Source organism: Paenibacillus ginsengihumi DSM 21568 (assembly GCF_000380965.1).
Classification (GTDB): domain Bacteria; phylum Bacillota; class Bacilli; order Paenibacillales; family NBRC-103111; genus Paenibacillus_G; species Paenibacillus_G ginsengihumi.
Genome location: NZ_KB905580.1, coordinates 1 through 15,980, shown reverse-complemented (window position 1 = coordinate 15,980; position 15,980 = coordinate 1). Strand labels below are relative to the sequence as shown.

Annotated in this window: 16 protein-coding genes and 1 pseudogene; 8 read left to right on the top strand and 9 right to left on the bottom strand. The window is 56.3% G+C overall.

Translation table 11 applies throughout. The features are described 5' to 3' along the window. Positions 1-234: 234 nt before the first annotated feature. Together F591_RS0116340 and F591_RS0116330 are read right to left on the bottom strand one after the other, a co-directional pair. Complete coding sequence (locus F591_RS0116340; RefSeq protein WP_019535698.1) at positions 235-564, bottom strand: antibiotic biosynthesis monooxygenase; 330 nt, start codon at positions 562-564, stop codon at positions 235-237. A 242-nt stretch (positions 565-806) separates the two neighbouring features. Then, positions 807-1,724 carry a mechanosensitive ion channel family protein gene (locus F591_RS0116330; RefSeq protein ID WP_019535696.1) on the bottom strand — a complete coding sequence of 306 codons (918 nt, stop codon included), beginning with the start codon at positions 1,722-1,724 and terminating at the stop codon, positions 807-809. A 218-nt stretch (positions 1,725-1,942) separates the two neighbouring features. On the opposite strand from F591_RS0116330, the gene F591_RS0116325 reads away from it, so the two are divergent. After that, positions 1,943-2,521 carry an LOG family protein gene (locus tag F591_RS0116325; protein WP_019535695.1) on the top strand — a complete coding sequence of 193 codons (579 nt, stop codon included), beginning with the start codon at positions 1,943-1,945 and terminating at the stop codon, positions 2,519-2,521. A gap of 329 nt (positions 2,522-2,850) precedes the next feature. Here the strand turns inward: F591_RS0116325 and F591_RS28270 are convergent, their stop codons facing one another. After that, positions 2,851-3,738, bottom strand: coding sequence for an aminoglycoside phosphotransferase family protein (locus tag F591_RS28270; RefSeq protein WP_019535694.1), 888 nt, complete (start codon positions 3,736-3,738; stop codon positions 2,851-2,853). 200 nt (positions 3,739-3,938) lie between these two features. Continuing rightward, entirely contained in the window at positions 3,939-4,415 is a 477-nt protein-coding gene (locus F591_RS32895; RefSeq protein WP_019535693.1) for a hypothetical protein, read from the bottom strand. Between the two features lie 398 nt (positions 4,416-4,813). On the opposite strand from F591_RS32895, the gene F591_RS0116310 reads away from it, so the two are divergent. From F591_RS0116310 to F591_RS0116290, 5 genes are read left to right on the top strand one after another with little or no spacing between them, the layout of a single operon-like run. Further along, a complete protein-coding gene (locus tag F591_RS0116310) occupies positions 4,814-5,359 on the top strand; it encodes a MarR family winged helix-turn-helix transcriptional regulator (protein ID WP_019535691.1) in 546 nt (181 codons plus the stop codon). 20 nt (positions 5,360-5,379) lie between these two features. Next, a complete protein-coding gene (locus F591_RS0116305) occupies positions 5,380-6,849 on the top strand; it encodes an aryl-sulfate sulfotransferase (RefSeq protein WP_019535690.1) in 1,470 nt (489 codons plus the stop codon). A gap of 10 nt (positions 6,850-6,859) precedes the next feature. Continuing rightward, positions 6,860-7,888, top strand: a complete 1,029-nt coding sequence (locus tag F591_RS0116300; RefSeq protein WP_019535689.1) for an ABC transporter substrate-binding protein — start codon at positions 6,860-6,862, stop codon at positions 7,886-7,888. A 33-nt stretch (positions 7,889-7,921) separates the two neighbouring features. Continuing rightward, positions 7,922-8,698 carry an ABC transporter ATP-binding protein gene (locus tag F591_RS0116295; RefSeq protein WP_019535688.1) on the top strand — a complete coding sequence of 259 codons (777 nt, stop codon included), beginning with the start codon at positions 7,922-7,924 and terminating at the stop codon, positions 8,696-8,698. 16 nt (positions 8,699-8,714) lie between these two features. Next, a complete protein-coding gene (locus F591_RS0116290) occupies positions 8,715-9,485 on the top strand; it encodes an ABC transporter permease (RefSeq protein ID WP_019535687.1) in 771 nt (256 codons plus the stop codon). Positions 9,486-9,713: 228 nt separating this feature from the next. Here F591_RS0116290 and F591_RS28260 read toward each other — a convergent pair. Next, a pseudogene (locus F591_RS28260) lies at positions 9,714-10,290 on the bottom strand (RNA ligase family protein). 506 nt (positions 10,291-10,796) lie between these two features. On the opposite strand from F591_RS28260, the gene pelA reads away from it, so the two are divergent. Next, positions 10,797-12,443: a pectate lyase gene (pelA, locus tag F591_RS0116280; RefSeq protein WP_019535686.1), complete on the top strand. Its 1,647-nt coding sequence runs from the start codon at positions 10,797-10,799 to the stop codon at positions 12,441-12,443. A gap of 350 nt (positions 12,444-12,793) precedes the next feature. Here pelA and F591_RS33570 read toward each other — a convergent pair whose 3' ends face one another. Then, positions 12,794-12,880, bottom strand: a complete 87-nt coding sequence (locus F591_RS33570) for a putative holin-like toxin (RefSeq protein ID WP_425414361.1) — start codon at positions 12,878-12,880, stop codon at positions 12,794-12,796. A gap of 209 nt (positions 12,881-13,089) precedes the next feature. Next, entirely contained in the window at positions 13,090-13,926 is an 837-nt protein-coding gene (locus F591_RS0116270) for a sulfurtransferase (RefSeq protein ID WP_019535685.1), read from the bottom strand. A 123-nt stretch (positions 13,927-14,049) separates the two neighbouring features. Here F591_RS0116270 and F591_RS0116265 point away from each other — a divergent pair, with 123 nt between their 5' ends. Further along, complete coding sequence (locus F591_RS0116265; protein WP_019535684.1) at positions 14,050-14,544, top strand: GNAT family N-acetyltransferase; 495 nt, start codon at positions 14,050-14,052, stop codon at positions 14,542-14,544. Between the two features lie 59 nt (positions 14,545-14,603). Here the strand turns inward: F591_RS0116265 and csaA are convergent, their stop codons facing one another. Further along, on the bottom strand, positions 14,604-14,933 hold the full coding sequence (gene csaA / locus F591_RS0116260; RefSeq protein ID WP_026326669.1) for a chaperone CsaA: 330 nt from the start codon (positions 14,931-14,933) through the stop codon (positions 14,604-14,606). 18 nt (positions 14,934-14,951) lie between these two features. Then, positions 14,952-15,245, bottom strand: coding sequence for a hypothetical protein (locus tag F591_RS0116255; RefSeq protein ID WP_019535682.1), 294 nt, complete (start codon positions 15,243-15,245; stop codon positions 14,952-14,954). Between the last annotated feature and the right edge of the window lie 735 nt (positions 15,246-15,980).

Genomic DNA, 15,980 nt, shown 5'->3' with positions numbered 1-15,980 from the left:
TACCGCTCTTGTTTGACTCTATTGTATAGAGCGCTGCGCACTGGCAAAACGGTCCGGCGATGGGTCCTGAACTGGACTATAGTAGGGGAGCGATACTGGCCCCGGCGAAGAGGTTCGGCGCGGGAAAGAGCTGGCGGCCATGCGGCAAATTCAAGCCTGACACAGCCGCAGCCGCTCGCGGCTGCAGCTGTGGCTGCGAGCGGCTGCGGCTGCGATAAGCTCCAGGTCTAACGATTACTGCTTCACCGCTTTTCCTTTCCTTACGGCCTTCACCTCGTACATATTGACGGACGTGCTGATGACGTATTCCGGTTTAGGCTGCCCTTTGCTTTGACGGTGGCCCTGAATATGGGCATCGCTCTTCTCCCAGTTTTTCCAGGCCTCCTCCGATTCCCAGCGGATCATGACGACGACCTCTTCCTGCTCTTTCGCCCGCTTGTTGACCATCACGCTCACATCGAGCAGCCCTTCCATGCTGTCGATCGCGCCTTCCTTGCTGAACCGCTCGACCACCTGGTCGGCAAAGCCTTTCTCCACCACAATCGTTCTCGTTTGAATAAGCATCGATAAGCTCCTCCTTGGGGAAGTATTCCATCTCAAATTCTCTGCTTCTTCTATTGTATTGATAAAAAGAATCATTATCAACTAAAAAAAGATAAAAGCGGAACCCCCGAAGTTCCGCTTTCGATACAAACCAGCTTGCCGCTGCACATGCATGTTCGGCGCTGCCGAGATGCCCAAGCCGCAACAGGCGATGATGGCGGCGGCCGCTTTCGCTCTTTGCCGCGCAGGCGGCTGGATGCGCATCAGCCCGCCGAAGTCGGGGACGGCCACTCGTGCTCCTGCCGCTCCACCCTTCGCGGGTATGCGATATGGACGCCCCGCGATTGCAGCTCCCGAATAAGCTCCTTGCGCATTTCTTTGCAGGCTGTCCAGTAATGCTGATCGCGAACGAGGCTGGTGACCGTATACTTGGCGCCAAGCGCGCCGTTCTCGACATCGGTAATGCCGTACAGCTGCGGCGGCTCGACGACCTGCCCTTTATCGTCCAGCAAAAATAAATGCGGCATTTGCTCCACCATGCGGTGCGATACTTGGTGCACCGCGGACTCGACCTCGCTGGGATCGGTCTCGTATGGAACGGTCACATGTACGATCGCTCTCATCCGTTCCCGGTTGTAATTTTGGCTGATTCTGATTTCCGAGTTTTGGATGACGACGACGTGCTGAGCCCACGTTCGGATTTTGGTTGCCCGCAGTCCGACGCTGACGACCGTCCCGTTGATTTGGCCGTTGTTGATCGTCACGTAGTCGCCTACGGAGAACTGATCCTCGAAAATAATGAAAAAGCCGGTAATCAGATCCTTGACCAGCGTCTGCGCGCCGAATCCGACCGCCAGTCCGACGACGCCGGCGCCAGCGATAATCGGCCCGACCTCAAACCCCAGGTTGCTTAGACACATCAGGAAAGAAATCACGAAGATCACGTACCGGCTGAACGAAAACAGCAGCGATTCGAGCGTATCCTTCTGCTTCTTCTCCAGCTTGGCGATCGCGAAGATGCGATGGATCACGATTTTTCTGACCTTCAGCGCGAGCCACGTCAGGGCCAAAATGATGACGAGCATCAGCGATTTGTTTGTGATCAGCTGCAGCACGTCAGCCCAGAACGTCCATGTGAACCATTGATCCATCTGATCCGGCCGCCACTTCGTCCATTCCATCTCTCGTTCCCCCTCGTCGATTGCTCCTGTTCATTGTAACAAACAGGCGGCGCGCGGGACAACGAAGATACTGGCGGCATTCATAGGCACAACGCGGCAATGGAGGTGTTTTTTATCAAAGGGCAGTCATCCGTCGCCCGGCTCGCTTCCGGTTCCGATCCTCCAAATGCTATAATATAGTATTGTGCAATTAAACTAGCGAATAAGAAGGGATCAGCATGAAACGAATTTGTGTTTATGCCGGCTCTAACGCGGGGAATGCGCCCGATTATGCCGAAGCGGCGGAACGGCTGGGCCTGGAGTTGGCCTCAAGGAATATTGAGCTTGTCTACGGCGGGTCGAAAATGGGTCTTATGGGCATCGTCGCCGATACGGTCTTGGCGAATGGCGGGAGAGTGATCGGCGTCATGCCGAAGGGGCTGTTTCGCGGGGAAATGGTGCATACGGGGCTGACCGAGCTGCGCGAAGCCGAGCATATGCACGATCGAAAGGCGACCATGGCCGAGCTGGCCGACGCCTTCATCGCATTGCCCGGAGGGCTGGGGACCTTCGAAGAATTGTTCGAGGTGCTGAGCTGGTCCCAGCTGGGCATACACCAGAAGCCGGTAGGCTTATTGAACGTTCGCAGCTTCTATGCCCCTTTGTCCGACTTCATCGCTCATGCGATTCAGGCCGGGTTTGCCCGCCCCTCGAATATGAGCTTGTTCCTGATGAAGGAGCAGCCTGCAGAATTGGTTGACGCGCTCCTCCAGTACCAGCGGACCGAGCAGGAGAACAAGTGGGGACTAGACGAATAGGACGATTGAGAAATAACTTATCTTGAAAATAGCCCGGGATTCGCTGCCCTTCCTGCGCTCCTGCCGAAGCTTCCAAATCTCTAACGCTCGTGACAAACGCTATTTTGCTGAATCGTACCTTTTTTAAAATGTAACGAATGTTGCACAAAGTAAAACATTGAGCCGCAAAAATTCGACGAAGTCCTTCGGCGAACTTTCTGGCACCGCAGGTGACGCCGATGGCGATAGGAAGCGCTCGTCATAGGCGTCTATCTAATAGACACAACGAGCGGCGGAGCCCTATCGTCAAGCGGCGACGGGCCCCGCAGCTGCCAATATCGCTGCTGTGATTAACCTTTGGCCGTTCCCTGCAACAGCGGCGGCCCGGCATATTCGCGCAAATGCGCATTGCTCTCTATGTAGCTTGTGACCTTTGACAGGATTCCCTTGCTGCTGGGCACATAGGCCAATCGATGAAGCAGCAGCCACCTTATGCAGGCGATCGCCTCGAACAGCTCGAGCTCGTCCGCAGTATAGCCGCTCTGCGCCAAGCATGCGGCGCGCAGCATCGTCCCGTAACGGGGGCCGACATAAATGTGCAGCAGCGCGATCGCCCAGGCCATATCGAATCGCGGGTCGCCAAGCTGTCCGTTCGTCCAGTCGACGATCGTGAGCTTCCCCTGCAGCTCCAGCACATTTCCCAGGTTCACGTCGCCGTGAATCAATCTTTCGTGCTTGATCCGGCCGGCAGCTACGAGCTCCTGGAGCAAGCTGTGCAAATCCGGATGCTGACGAATGCCGGGATAAAAATAGTCCACAAAATCGTAACGTTCCAGCAGGCCGTTCTCCAGCTGCTCTACAGGGAATTGATGAACGGCGGAAATCATGTGCGCCAGCCGGACGATCGCCGCCTTATTCAGCTTGGCCAGCGGAGTCCCGTCAAAGCTGGTCAGCAAAGCGGCATGCCCCTCGCTGTCCATCCCCCAGCCGAGCGGCTTGGAAACCGGCACCCCGTGTCGGTGCAAATGCTTAAGCAGCCGGTACTGCTTGGCTACATCAGGCCGCGACTGCTTATTCCATGTTTTCATGACCACCTGCTCATCGTTCAGGATGAGCTGCATCGCATCAGCTTCCAGACCGCCGTTTAAAGGCATGATCGTCACCTTCGCGGCTTGCAGCAGCCGGTCTAGCTCGCCGCTCTTTTCCATCCAATTGATGTCTGCTAATCGGTTCTCCATCGTTATAAGCTCCTCTCAAGTCGACAGACTCTATCGAGTATGCGATTCTATTTAAACTGGACAAACGTTTAGCCTAATGCCGACGCTCTTGGCGTACGCGCGCCAGTGCCTTCCGGGCGGGGGCTTCGCCTGGCAGCCCGTTCAGGCAACGGCGTGAGCAGACCCGGCTCGATTGCGGCGCAAAGCGCAGCGCCGCACCGCTACTTCAATCCCGCTTGCGCCTTGGCCGTAAGCTTGCCGTTCATGAACGTCAGCACGGCATTGGCGCCCAGATCCCCCTTGCCATTGTAGGAATAGACCACGATACCGGCAGCTTCGCTCATCGCCGTGCCGTGTCCGCCAATAATCTCGGTCACCTCCTCGTACGTCATGCCGATCTCCAGCTTCTTATATTGGTCAAAGGTGATCAGCACGCCGTCTCCCTTACCGGCAGGGCCGTTGTCTCCGACAGCGGCCGAGCCGCCGGGGCCTGCGGCCGGAATAGCCGCGGCAACGCTTGCTTTCAGCTCGCCCAGTTCCTTCTCCTTATCCGCCAACTGCCGCTCCAGTTCGGCAACCCGTTCCTGCAAACGGTCGAAATCGGCCTGGGAAGGACCTGCCGAGCCGCATGCGGACAACATAAATAGCGACAGCAGCAGGGCTGAACCGGCCGCCCATCGTCTTTTTGGATGCTTCATACGACAACAACCCCTCTAATAAAATTGACGTTGACCTGCACTTTACAGCACGCAGTTACTCTGCCAAGAGTTTAACACAAGCAGGTAAAGGCTGTAACTGAGTCTTTCGCTTCAAAAGGCGGTGATTATCGCGACAGGCGTGCTGGACGATGCGGTATACGAGCAGCTTGGCAAAATCGCGCCGACGATTGCGTACAGCCGCCCGGTTTTAAATTCATACTTGACAGGTCGGGTTAATAGGTTATATGATAATGTCAATTCGTTCAACATTCATTAAATGAACAGTAAAATATAGACCGAGCCGATTGGACCGCCAAAGGCTCCCGAGATTGCTTAGCAACGAGCAGCTCCGGGGGTCTTTTTTGTTTGGGCCTATAGGCTGGGACGAGGAGGATGGAATGAACGGCAGCGATTGGGAGACGCTGGAGAAAGCAGACTGGCTGTTCCGCAAAATGGTCCGGCGGTTTGTGAAAGAGCGGGATCGCGTCACGGTGGAAGGCGTCAGCCTGCCGGGCATGCTGATTCTGCACCAAATCATCCGGGAAGGAGCGCAGCGGCTCAGCGATCTGGCCGAGCAGCTCGATTTCACATCAGGGGCGATCACCGCGTTAACCGACAAGCTGGAGAAACAAGGCTACACTATCCGCAGGCGCAACGAGACCGATCGCCGGACGGTATTGCTGGACATTACCGCCAAAGGGCGCGAAATGTATGCGCGAAACAGCAACATCGGCGCCCGATGTATCACGCTTCTGTTCGAGGGGTTTACCGCGGCGGAGCTCAGGCAGCAGAGCCGATTCTATGAGCGCATGATCGCCAATCTGGAAGGCTTCTCGGATACGCTGATGGAACTGGCCGAGCGCAACGGCCAGCTTTCCGAAGCCGCGCCCCCGGAGCAGAAGCGCCAGGAAAGCATAGGAAGGAACAACTATCTCAGTTATTAAAATGCGAGGAGAGATTAGCGATGGGACATCCAACGATTTATCCAACCGGAACGACGGTGTATCGTCCGGATAAAGCCTGGAGCGGCTATACCGTCTATCAAGCAGGCGAGGAAGGCGTCGTGCTGATCGACATGAACGGCAAGGAGGTTCATCTGTGGAAGGGGCTGCTCGGTTTCCCGGCCAAAATTTTCCCGGGAGGCTACGTGCTTGGCAGCACGGGCCGCAGAGACCCGAAATTCGGCATCCAGGACAATGTCGATCTGGTCCAGGTCGATTGGGACGGCAACATCGTCTGGAAGTACAACGGCTACGAGCATATTGCCGATCCCGGCTATGAACCGCTGTGGTATGCCCGCCAGCATCACGATTACCAGCGGGAAGGCAATCCGGTCGGCTATTATGCGCCTGGCCTCGATCCCAAGACCGACGGCGGCAGAACGCTCATCCTGGCGCACAAAAATGTCAGCAACCCGCAAATCTCCGACAAGCCGCTGCTCGACGATGCCATCATTGAAGTGGATTGGGAGGGCAACGTGCTGTGGGAATGGCTGCCGCACGAGCATTTTGACGAGCTCGGTTTTGATGAAGCGGCCCGCAATGTGCTGTTCCGCGATCCGAATACCCGCTCGTTCGGCCATCTTGGCGGAGGCGTCGGCGACTGGCTGCATATCAATTCCGCTTCCTATGTCGGCCCGAACCGATTCTACGACGCGGGCGACGAGCGCTTCCATCCCGACAATATTATTTGGGACGCCAGGGAAGCGAACATTATCGCCATAACGGACAGACGCTCCGGCAGCATCGTGTGGCGGCTTGGCCCGGACTATTCCGCGCCGGAAGCAAGGCATATCGGCTGGATTATCGGCCAGCATCATGCGCATATCATCCCCAGAGGCCTCCCCGGAGAAGGCAATCTGCTCGTCTTTGACAATGGCGGCTGGGGCGGCTATGGGCTGCCGAACCCTTCTTCTCCTTACGGGCTGAAGGCGGCGCTGCGCGACCATTCGCGCGTGCTGGAGATCGACCCGGCAACCTTGGAGATTGTGTGGCAATACACGTCGGCGGAAGCTGGATTCTCGGTGCCGACCGATTCCTATAAGTTCTACAGCCCGTATATCAGCTCGGCGCAGCGCCTGCCCAACGGCAACACGCTGATTACCGAGGGCTCCAACGGCAGACTGTTCGAGGTAACGCCGGACCATGAGCTGGTCTGGGAATATATATCGCCCTACAAAGACCGCCGCAATACAAACATGGTGTACCGCTCCTATCGCGTGCCGTATCACTGGGTGCCCCAGCTGGAGAAGCCGCAGGAGACCGCGATTGAACCGATTGACGTATCGAGCTTCCGAGTGCCGGGGGCGGCGCCTAAAGGCTCCGATTCCGTGGTGAGCGTGGAGACGACGCTGCCGTTCGTGGAAGGAGCAGCCTGTGTGGCGACGACGGATGAAGGCAGAATCGGCAAAAATAACCCTACTCGAACGGAATGAGGCGCATATCGTGCGACAATCGTCCATTTCGACAAGTCTGCCGCTGCTGCTCCTTGCCTTAATGCTTCTGTTATCCGGCTGCGGCGCCAAGGGAACGGCATCCGGTGTTGAGGGAGCCTCCGGCAAGGCGACCCCGAAGGTGAAGATCCGGATAGCGGATACGAGCTCGAATCCTACGTTCAGGGTAGCGATTGCCAAGGGCTTCCTGGCAAACCGCGGCATTGACGCGGAGAGCATCACCTTCGGCTCGCCGGCCGAAGGGGTTAACGCCCTGTTCATCAAGCAGGTGGACATCGCCTACGGGGCCGATTTCCCCGTGCTGAACGCCTTGGCGAAGGGCGATTATTCCGTCATTGCATCCGCCGGCCAGGCAACGGATGAGGCGGCGGCCGCCTGGAAGCTCTATACGAAGAACGACATTCGCAGCGCCGCCGATCTGAAGGGCAAGAAGGTCAGCTTTATCCGCGGCACGTTCATCCCTTACCTGTGGGACGAATATTTGAAGCAGCAGGGGCTGGCGCTGGGCGACGTGAAGCTGATCGGGCAAGGTTCCTTTGACGAGTCTTATATCGCCCTGAAGCAAGGAGATTTGGACGCCGTATGGGTGATCGGCTCGGCCTTAACCGATAAATTCGATGCTCTGGAAGGCGTGCATCAGCTTACCGACATGTCCCACACTCCCGTGCGCCTCGGCATGGGGCTCGTTGCCAGCAACGAATTCATCCGGGCGAATGCCGATGCGGTCAGCGGCTTTTTGGCGGCGCTGGATGAAGCCGCTGCTTACGCCCAGGCGCATCCCGAAGAGGTGGCCGAGCTGATGTTCAAGGAGACGAAGCAGCCGAAGGAGGCGACCTTGAAGGATCTGCCGATCAATCCGTGGAAAGTCGGCTTCACGCAGGCGGCCTACGACAGCCTGGCCGGGCAGAAAAAATATATGGTCGATACCGGAATCATCGAGCGCGATTTTGATCTGGACAGCAAGCTGAATCTGGAACCGCTCAAGCAGGCGCTGCCGGATCAAGTCACCTACCGGAAATAACACCACCGGGAAACCGAAGGGGAGGCGATCAGCATGTCCATATCTGCAGCTCAGCATACGATTCACATCGAACAGCTGCGCAAAAGCTATAACGAGCAGACGAGCGGCGATATGCATTACATCATCAAGGATGTCAATCTGGTCATCAAAGGGGGCGAATTCTTTGTGCTGCTGGGCCCCAGCGGGTGCGGAAAGTCTACGCTGCTGAACATGATTGCCGGCTTCATCTCGAAATCGGGCGGACAGCTTAAGGTGGGCAATATCGAGGTCGACAAGCCGGGCAGAGACCGGGCGATGGTCTTCCAGCAGGCCGATTCGTCCCTCTTCCCGTGGCTCACGGTTCGCGAAAATGTAGAATTCGGTCTGCGGATGTCCAAGGTGCCGAGGGAAGAGCGGCGGGCTATCTCCGACCGATACATTCAGCTGGTCGGCTTGGGCGGTCATGAGAGCAAATTTCCGAAGGAGCTGTCGGGCGGCATGAAGCAGCGGGTGCAGCTGGCCCGGGTGCTGGCGAACGATCCGGCCATTCTGCTGATGGATGAGCCCTTCGGCGCACTGGATGCGATGACCCGCCGGACGATGCAGAAGGAGTTGGTTAACATTTGGCAGAAGACGCATAAGACCGTTATATTCGTCACCCACGATATTCAGGAGGCGCTGCTGCTGGGAGAGCGAATCGGCATCATGTCGGTGGGTCCCTCTTCCAATATTACGGATATCTACAGCAATCCTATGCCCTATCCGAGGAACATCGCTTCCGCGGAACTGGGCAGCTTATATGACCGGATTCAAAGCCATTTTGACGAATAACTGGGGTGGAGCGACAATGAAATGGTTGGAGAAAAAATCGGTGTCCGTTCCTCTCTTGTGGATTGTAGTGATCGGTATTTGGCAGCTCGGCGCATTGGCGTACGGCCCGGATGTCGTCCCCGGACCGTGGGACACGATTCAAGGCGCCGGCGAGCTGATTGCCGACGGGACGCTGCTGCAGTACATCGGGATCAGCTTCAGCCGCGTGCTGACAGGCTGGGCGCTGGGCAGCCTCATCGCCATCCCGGTCGGTCTGGTCATCGGCAAGGTGCAGCCCATCCGCCTATTGGCCGAACCGTTCCTTAATTTTATCCGCTTTATCCCGCCGATCGCTTTCATCACTTTGTTTCTTGTCTGGTTCGGCATCGGCGAGCAGTCGAAAATCGCTCTCATCATGTATGCGACCTTCTTCATCGTTGTGCTGAATACGTTGACGGGCGTCCTGTCGGTCGAAGAGGACAAAATCCGTTCAGCCCGCAGCATGGGAGCGAGCGAATGGCAAATTGTGCTTCATGTCATCGTTCCGGCGACGACGCCGTATATTTTCACGGGGATTCGGCTGGCGATGGGGACATCTTACATGGCGATCATTGGCGCGGAGATGATCGCTTCGAACGAAGGCGTAGGCTATTTGATCTGGAACTCGCGCTTGTTCTTCCGCACGGATTGGATCTTCGTCGGCCTCATCTGCCTCGGCTTTATGGGCTTCATCACCGACAGGCTGTTCAACTGGTTCGGCCGCAGAATGCTGTATCGGTACGGCGTGGTAAGCAATGCGAAGCGGTGAAGCGAGGGTTCATCATGGCAAAAACTTCTTCATTCGGCCTGCTCTTGGCGGCTTGCAGCTCCAGGGCAGGCTTTCTTGTATTTTGCGCCCATATGCATCGTCTTCCCTAGCCTTTCTTATTACACCGCTCGCGTATTACATGACAATCCCTCCTCAATGATCGGATGAAGTAGTTATATCGTTTTGTAACGGCTAGCTGCTCCTTATCGCCTACTTTACCGCTTTCCCTTACTGCTCGGCAGCGGCCAGCCTGTTCGGCTCGACCGGCTTGCTCAGCCAGTGCTCGTCGGTTTGCACATGATTTTGGCGTAACAAACTTGGCGACAGAGCGCTTGAAATCGTCATAGGCGAACGCTGAAGCGAGCCGGACAACGTATCCTTCCTGCTCGCCGCCGCAGCGGGACTGCTTCGTGTAGCACGCTTTGGCCGCCGCCTCGCTCCAGATGCCGCGATACAGGACAGGCACTAACGGAACCCCAAGCCTGGCCGCCCATTCTTCGGTCTCGTCCCAGGAAAGGCATACATTGCGCTCGTTCCATACGGAGAAGAGCATGAAGTAGCCGGGCAATGCAGAATAGGCGATCGAGTGCTTGGCAAATACGTTCTCCCCGCACAGCCGGTACCCCGCCGGAATTAGATAACGTATGCCCCCGTGCAGCATTTTGACATAATGGCGGGAGGCATGATCCTTGCTGTCCAGCGAGCGGGCGTGCATGAAGTCCGCGTACAGGGTCGTGTTTTCCCCGTCCATTTTTTCGGTGATGACGACCTCTTTCCCGGCAAAATGATCGGTATTCCGCAATATTTTATCGTCGTCCGTATAGCTTCTCGATCAGGGCAGGTGCATCGTTTTAGATGTTATAGCGTTTCCTTGATATCGGATGATGTCCCCAACCCGCTCGATCTTCTTGCCCTTATCCCCTTCAAAACAAGTAATTGTTACACCGGCTAATGAATTGGTTCGTTTTTAATGCGTCAACTTCGTTATGGTCAAGTACAATGGGATCGTCTTGCAAGTCTTTGGGTATTTTAATGAGTCCCGACTTGCTTGTATCCAGATATATCCCCGCGTTTTCGTTGTACAAAATACAACATTTGCTTTAAAAGGTTCTTTTTCTCACTTTTTGTTTCGTTTTAACATTTCAAGGTTAATAGCATGCTAGAATTGCAAAACTGTCTTTTACCAAATGACAGCGATTTCATTTTGCGAGGGGGTGGTGACCAAACGCTTGTCAGCGACCGACCATACCGCTGAATGTCAGGGAGTACCTGTGATTCAATCCTATTCTAATCAATTCGGGAGGGATTAACTTGAGACGGAATGCGAAATTTGCCAAGAAGCTTTTTCTGCTGTTAACGGCAGCCCTGATTTTCTCCGCAACGATAGCTATACCTTCGCCGGCTGCGGCGGCGACGTTATTCAGCCATAACTTTAATTCCGGCAGCGCTTCGGGATGGACAGCTACGAACGGGACCTGGGATGTCGTCGTCGACGGCTCTCACGTATACCGGAAAACCGGGAACGTGGAAGGCCGAACTTATGCAGGGAACGCTTCCTGGACGAATTACAGCGTTGAAGCAAGGATCAAAGTCGACAATTTCAACGGCGCCAATCGCGCTATGCTCAATGCCCGCTACCAGGACGGAAACAACTATTATGCGGCATCCCTGTACAACAGCAGCGGCGGCAAGCTGGAAATCCGCAAAAAAATCGGCGGTTCCTCGACCACGCTGGTCAGCAAAAATTACACGTTAAATACCGGCACCTGGTATACCGTCAAACTTGAGGTAAATGGCAGCTCGCTGAACATGTACGTGAACGGTGTGCTGGAGCTGTCCGCAACGGACGGCAGCTTGACGAGCGGCCGCATCGGCCTGGTGACGCAAGGCGCAGCGGTAGCCAAGTATGACGATATCGTGGTCGCGGACGTCGCCGCCGCCCCTGGCGTCAACATGGACAGCTTCTTCACGAATTACCGCGATTTCAGCAGTTTCGTGACCGGCAATTTGACGACGGACACGAATTTCGCCTTGAATATCGCTTCATGGCAAATGCCGCACGGGGGATTTTTCAAAGGGATGGAGGCCAAATACCAGAACCCGTGGAACGGCACGGAACGCCGATCGGATTGGGTGGCGAACGGAGTAGAGCTCGGCACGTTTGACAATGATGCGACCGTCAAGGAAATTCGCTTTCTGGCCGATATGTACAAAAAAACCAATAATACCACGCTGCGCAATGCCGTGCGCAAAGGCGTCGATTTCATTCTGAATTCCCAGTACGCCTCCGGCGGATGGCCGCAGGTCTATCCTCAGCGCAACAATTACTCCGATTATGTGACCTTCAACGATAACGCCATGATTCGTGTCATGGTGCTCGTCGACGATATCGTGAACGAACGCTACGCTTTTGACACCGATGTCGTGACAAGCACGCAAAAAACGCAACTGGCTGCCGCGCTGAACAAAGGAATATCCTATATTTTGAATTCCCAGATTGTCATGAACGGCACGCCGACGGTATGGTGCGCCCAGCATGACCCGGTGACCTACGCTCCGCGCGGAGCCCGCGCTTACGAGCTGCCGTCGAAGTCCGGCAGCGAATCGGTCGGCATTACCGCCTTCCTCATGTCGCGGCCGCAAACGCCGGAGATCCGCAGCGCTGCCTTGAACGCGCTGGCCTGGTTCGATCAGGTAAGAACGGACGGCGTACGCTATAACCGCAACGGCCCGGTCTTCTTCGAGCCCGATTCTTCCAGCGTCATCTGGTACCGGTTCTACAACCTCGAAAACAATAACCACTTCTTTGCCGACCGGGACGGTCAAAAGTATTACGACATCATGCAGATCAGCGAGGAGAGAAGGCTCGGCTATTCCTGGGCCGGCAGCTATGCGAAAAACTTGCTCCAGAGAGCTTCCAGCACCGGGTATTACACGTTATCGCACCCGCTTCCCTAACGTTAGGAGTGCGGGATGGCCGATGATCACGGCGACAGATACGGCGCGTCGCGAAAGGGATGGGGCAGCGGTCTCATCCCTTTTCTACGCAGCAGGTTTGCAAAGTTATGGAGCTATCGAGAAGACTGAATGACTTTTGCCGCGATTACCTGACGACGAAGGCTACCATCGGTTCTTTCATGCGGAAAAACAAAGACGGTTGCACGTATATACGTGCGCAAGTATAATAAAACTATAGAAGGAGCCGTGCGGCTAACACGGCTCCTCCTGGCACAGTAGCCGCTTCAAAGGCGGACGGCTTCAGGAAAAACGGATATGGAAATAGACCGCATTCCTAGCAGGGGGGCGGTCTATTTCCGTGTTGCGGACAGCAGTGCAACGATCAGCAAACCGAAAGTAAGCATGATCATAAGCGCTTCGTACACTGTCACGGGCATCCCTCCCTTCTGCGAGAGGTAGCCGACCGCCCTTGCAAGCCGTTCTATGTGCTTGTCCAATTATAGCATATTTTGCCTGCCCGCTCATAGACGAACGGGGGAGAAATCACAGGTTTCAAAGCTGTTGGACGAGAACGCCAGAGGGGGCCGCACACGCTCCCAACCTGTCACAGCCCCCAAAATTCGCGTCGAACGCGGCCTCTCGGCTCTTACTCCTCCCCCGTCGCCACCGGATTGTCCTTGTACGACACCCAGTCGCTCCAGCTCCCGGCATACAGCTTCACATTGCGCAGCCCCGCCTCGTCCATCGCCAGGACGTTCGGGCAAGCTGTAACCCCGGAGCCGCAGTAGACGATGATTTCTTCGGCATCCGTCAGACCGGCGAAGCGGGCAGCCAGAGCATCCGAATCTTTCCAGAGACCGGCTTCATTCAGCGCTTCCTTCCAAAACATATTTTGGGCACCGGGAATGTGGCCGGCGACCGGATCGATCGGCTCCTCTTCGCCGAGGTAGCGCTTGCGCTCGCGGGAGTCGATCAGCACCGCACCGGGACGATTCATCCGCTCCTTGACCTGCTCGACATTGACGACCATCTCCGGCCGGACATCCGGCTTGAAGATCGTCTCCGCAGGAGATGCCGGTTCGTCGCTGACCGGATACCCCGCGGCCTTCCAGACAGCATAGCCTCCGTCCAGGACGTATACGTTGTCGTGTCCGAGGTAACGGAGCAGCCACCAGAGGCGGGAAGCCATCGCTCCCCCCTGATCGTCGTAGGCGACGACGGTCTTGCTGGCGTCGATGCCCGCCCGGCCCAGCTTGTCCGCCAGTTCCGCGATATTCGGCAGCGGATGCCTTCCGCCATGGGCCGCCACAGGCCCGGAGAGGTCCTTCTCCAGATCGAGGTATACGGCGCCGGGAATATGACCCTCGTCGTAGCTTGCCCGCCCGGCCCCGCCATTTCCGAGCTGGAAGCGGCAGTCGGCAATGACGACCGAGTCGTCCGTTCTGTGCTCAAACAGCCAATTTGCGCTGACGATATGCTTCATCCATTGTCCCTTCCTTTGGCGAATTGAATTGGGTATAGTGTCAAGTATACAACGTAAGGCGCCTGAATGTAACAAGGCCGCCCCGCAATATGATAGGACGGCTCCGGAAAGGAGATCTCCATGATGACGCCAATCTTCAAGCTGATCCCGTTCGAGGAAAATCATGGACAGCTTGTCTGCGCATGGCGCTACCCGGCTCCTTACCATATATACGACTTGAAGCCATGGCAGCAGATGACAGCCGCCGGGGAGGAATTTGCCGATCCGCAGCTGCGCAAGGAGCAGTACCGGGCCGTTGCCAACGAGCGCGGCGAGCTGTGCGGCTTCGCCCAATTTTTTCCGATCGTCGGCGTCAGCCGTCTCGGGCTCGGCCTGCGGCCGGATCTATGCGGCCGGGGATACGGCGAACCGTTCGTGCGGACCATCGTCCAGGAGGCACGCAGGCTTAAGCCCGGGAACGAGATCGACCTCGAAGTATACACCTGGAACGTTCGAGCCCGCCGCGTCTATGAACGGGCCGGATTTGTCGTCACCGACACTTACGAGCGAATGACTCCGGTCGGCATGGGGCAGTTTCACTGCATGGTCTGGTCCGGGGAAACGGGCGGCAAACATTGATACAAGCTTGGCCCAGCTTCGGAAGGGCTAGCATTGATGCTATCAGGACCTGCTCCCTCCTACGCGATGGGGGTACCGTTCGGTACAGGCTCGTCCGGCCTCAGCAGCACCACATCGCCCTCGCCCGGGATGCCGCCGAGCACCAGCACCTCCGAGACGAAGCCGGCGATGCGCTTCGGCGGAAAATTGACTACAGCCGCGACCTGCCGGCCCACCAGCTTCTCCGGCTCGTAGCGGGCCGTAATTTGGGCGCTGCTCTGCTTGACGCCAAGCTCCCCGAAGTCGATGCGCAGCTTGATCGCCGGCACCCTCGCCTCCGGGAACGGCTCAGCGGCGATGATGGTGCCGATCCGCATCTCCAGCTTCAAAAAATCGTCTATCGTTGCTATAGCTCCCCACACTCCCTCTTACATCAAATGAATGATCCGGGTTACCGCGTCCCCCTGATCGATCCGGATCAAATGCCGCTTGGCGTCATGCCTGACCATGCTGTCAGCTACCGACAAGCTCGGCTCCGTCCCGAGGCCGTAGATCAGATCATCGGCGAGCGTGCGGACGCAAGCTTTCTGCTCGCTCTCCCCCAGCTCCGACCATTCCTCGTCCGTCATATCGAAGGCTTCGTAGAAGCGCTCGATCCCCTGCAGCGCCAGCGAGAAATCGTCCAAGATCTCCCGGTAATCCCGTCCGAATAGAATTCCCATCAACAGCACCTCCCGGCGAAAATTGGAAATCCTTTTGCCCCATTCTACTCAACAAGCGATGCCATTGCAACTTTCGGCAAGCGGAAGCAGGCTGGCAGGGAGCGAGCGGGCACGCCGCCTGGCCGAATGTTTTCATCTGACTGCCATATATATCAGTAGATAAGCGTTTAATCCGGGCCTTTTCGCCGTAAAATGAGAAGATGGGCTTTACGCTCGCACGATATGGCGGTTGCTTTTGGAAGCCGTGCGGGGTTACACTTATAGGATAAACACCTATGACGAACGATTTCTTACGTCAGGGTCGTCACCTGCAGTATTGGAAATTTTCCAGGTAAATCGACTTCAAAATAGACGCCTATGACGAGTGCTTCCTGTCGTCATCGGTCGTCACCTGCGGTGTTGAAAATTCGCCGATAAGCTTCGTCGAATTTTCAAGATAGACGCCTATGACGAGTGCTTCCTGTCGTCATCGGTCGTCACCTGCGGTATTGAAATTTTGTCGGCGTATACCGCCAAATTTTCAAGATAGACGCCCATGCGGCTTGCGCAGCACCATCAGATGGTGAAAATGAGCCGTGCACCAAGCGCTATTTTCAAGATAAACTAATGGGGTCGGAGGGCGGCTGAGGAACCCATGCTGAAACTGCAAATCCCGAAAAATCGCATGAACGCACTGATCGAATGGTTTCGCGACTCGTCGGACCCGGAGCGGCTCGAACGAGGCTGGGATCATTA

What these genes read in the sequence shown, in the direction of transcription:
- F591_RS33570 (WP_425414361.1), bottom strand. Translation starts at nt 12,880, where the DNA reads ATGCCCGTGACAGTGTACGAAGCGCTTATGATCATGCTTACTTTCGGT.
- F591_RS0116270 (WP_019535685.1), bottom strand. Translation starts at nt 13,926, where the DNA reads ATGAAGCATATCGTCAGCGCAAATTGGCTGTTTGAGCACAGAACGGAC.
- F591_RS28270 (WP_019535694.1), bottom strand. Translation starts at nt 3,738, where the DNA reads ATGGAGAACCGATTAGCAGACATCAATTGGATGGAAAAGAGCGGCGAG.
- F591_RS0116330 (WP_019535696.1), bottom strand. Translation starts at nt 1,724, where the DNA reads ATGGAATGGACGAAGTGGCGGCCGGATCAGATGGATCAATGGTTCACA.
- F591_RS0116310 (WP_019535691.1), top strand. Translation starts at nt 4,814, where the DNA reads ATGAACGGCAGCGATTGGGAGACGCTGGAGAAAGCAGACTGGCTGTTC.
- F591_RS32895 (WP_019535693.1), bottom strand. Translation starts at nt 4,415, where the DNA reads ATGAAGCATCCAAAAAGACGATGGGCGGCCGGTTCAGCCCTGCTGCTG.
- F591_RS0116255 (WP_019535682.1), bottom strand. Translation starts at nt 15,245, where the DNA reads ATGGGAATTCTATTCGGACGGGATTACCGGGAGATCTTGGACGATTTC.
- F591_RS0116340 (WP_019535698.1), bottom strand. Translation starts at nt 564, where the DNA reads ATGCTTATTCAAACGAGAACGATTGTGGTGGAGAAAGGCTTTGCCGAC.
- F591_RS0116295 (WP_019535688.1), top strand. Translation starts at nt 7,922, where the DNA reads ATGTCCATATCTGCAGCTCAGCATACGATTCACATCGAACAGCTGCGC.
- F591_RS0116325 (WP_019535695.1), top strand. Translation starts at nt 1,943, where the DNA reads ATGAAACGAATTTGTGTTTATGCCGGCTCTAACGCGGGGAATGCGCCC.
- F591_RS0116290 (WP_019535687.1), top strand. Translation starts at nt 8,715, where the DNA reads ATGAAATGGTTGGAGAAAAAATCGGTGTCCGTTCCTCTCTTGTGGATT.
- F591_RS0116305 (WP_019535690.1), top strand. Translation starts at nt 5,380, where the DNA reads ATGGGACATCCAACGATTTATCCAACCGGAACGACGGTGTATCGTCCG.
- F591_RS0116265 (WP_019535684.1), top strand. Translation starts at nt 14,050, where the DNA reads ATGACGCCAATCTTCAAGCTGATCCCGTTCGAGGAAAATCATGGACAG.